Annotated in this window: 1 protein-coding gene; it reads right to left on the reverse strand. The window is 65.6% G+C overall.

Annotation, left to right across the window (positions count from 1 at the left end; translation table 11 throughout):
- Positions 1-1,080: chemotaxis protein CheW (locus tag AC1VNY_RS42470; protein WP_482409664.1), on the reverse strand; the 1,080-nt coding region annotated here is incomplete at both ends.

Below are 1,080 nucleotides of genomic sequence, written 5' to 3' on the forward strand. Positions count from 1 at the left end.
CCTTGTAGCCGGCGGCCTTCAAGACCGGCGCCAGCATGTTGCGGAAGAACGCCGAGTCATCGACCAGCAGCACCGACTGCGCGGTCGCCGACGGGCGCATCTCCTTGCGCGAGAACCAGTCGGCGAACGCCATCGGCAGGAAGTGGCCGACGTCGATCACCTCGGTGGCCTGGCCCTTGATCACGGCCGAGCCCAGGATGCCGTCCTGCGAACCCGCGACCTCGATGTTGAGCCGCTCCTCGACGATGTCGATGATCTCGTCGACCACGAGCCCCATCGAGCGGCCGTCGTCGGCGAACACCAGGATCGGCTGCGAGCCCTGGTTCTGCACCTCGACGCCGGCCATCTGCACCAGCGGCATCAGCTGCTCGCGGTACTGCACCATGTAGCGGCCGTTCGAGAGCTCGATCTTGTCGGTTGCGATCTCTTCCAGCCGGGTGACGAGGCCGAGCGGCACCGCCTTGGGCTGCGAGGAGCCGGCGCGGAACACCAACAGCGAGGTCAGCTGCTCGCCGCTATTGGCATGGGCGCTCGCGCTGTCGTCGGCCAGGTCATGGGCCGACGAGCCGGACGCGCCGAGGGCTTTTGCGATGCCGTTGGGGTCGATGATCATGATGACGGCGCCATCGCCCAAAATGGTGTTGCCGGAGAACATGTCGATGTGCCGCAGCTTTGTGGACATCGGCTTGACCACGATCTCCTCGGTGTGGAACACGCCGTCGACCACGATGCCGAAGGTCTGGCTGCCGACCTGCGTCACCACGATGAAGCCGTTCTCGGCATCGGTCGTGGTCGCGCCGTCGTCGATCTTGAGCAGCTTCTTGAGGTGGATCAGCGGCAGCAGCTTGTTGCGCAGGCGCAAGACCGCGGTGTCCTTGATCCGCTCGATGCGGTGCTCGGAGTTGGCGCGGGCCCGCACCAGCTCGACGACAGACAATTGGGGAATCGCAAAGCGGTCGCCGCCGGCTTCCACGATCAGCGCGGAGACGATCGCCAAGGTCAGCGGGATCTTGATGGTGACCGAGGCGCCCTCGCCGGCCACGCTCTTGATGTCGATGGTGCCGCCGATCTGGTCGATAT

This window comes from Bradyrhizobium ferriligni, assembly GCF_056837965.1.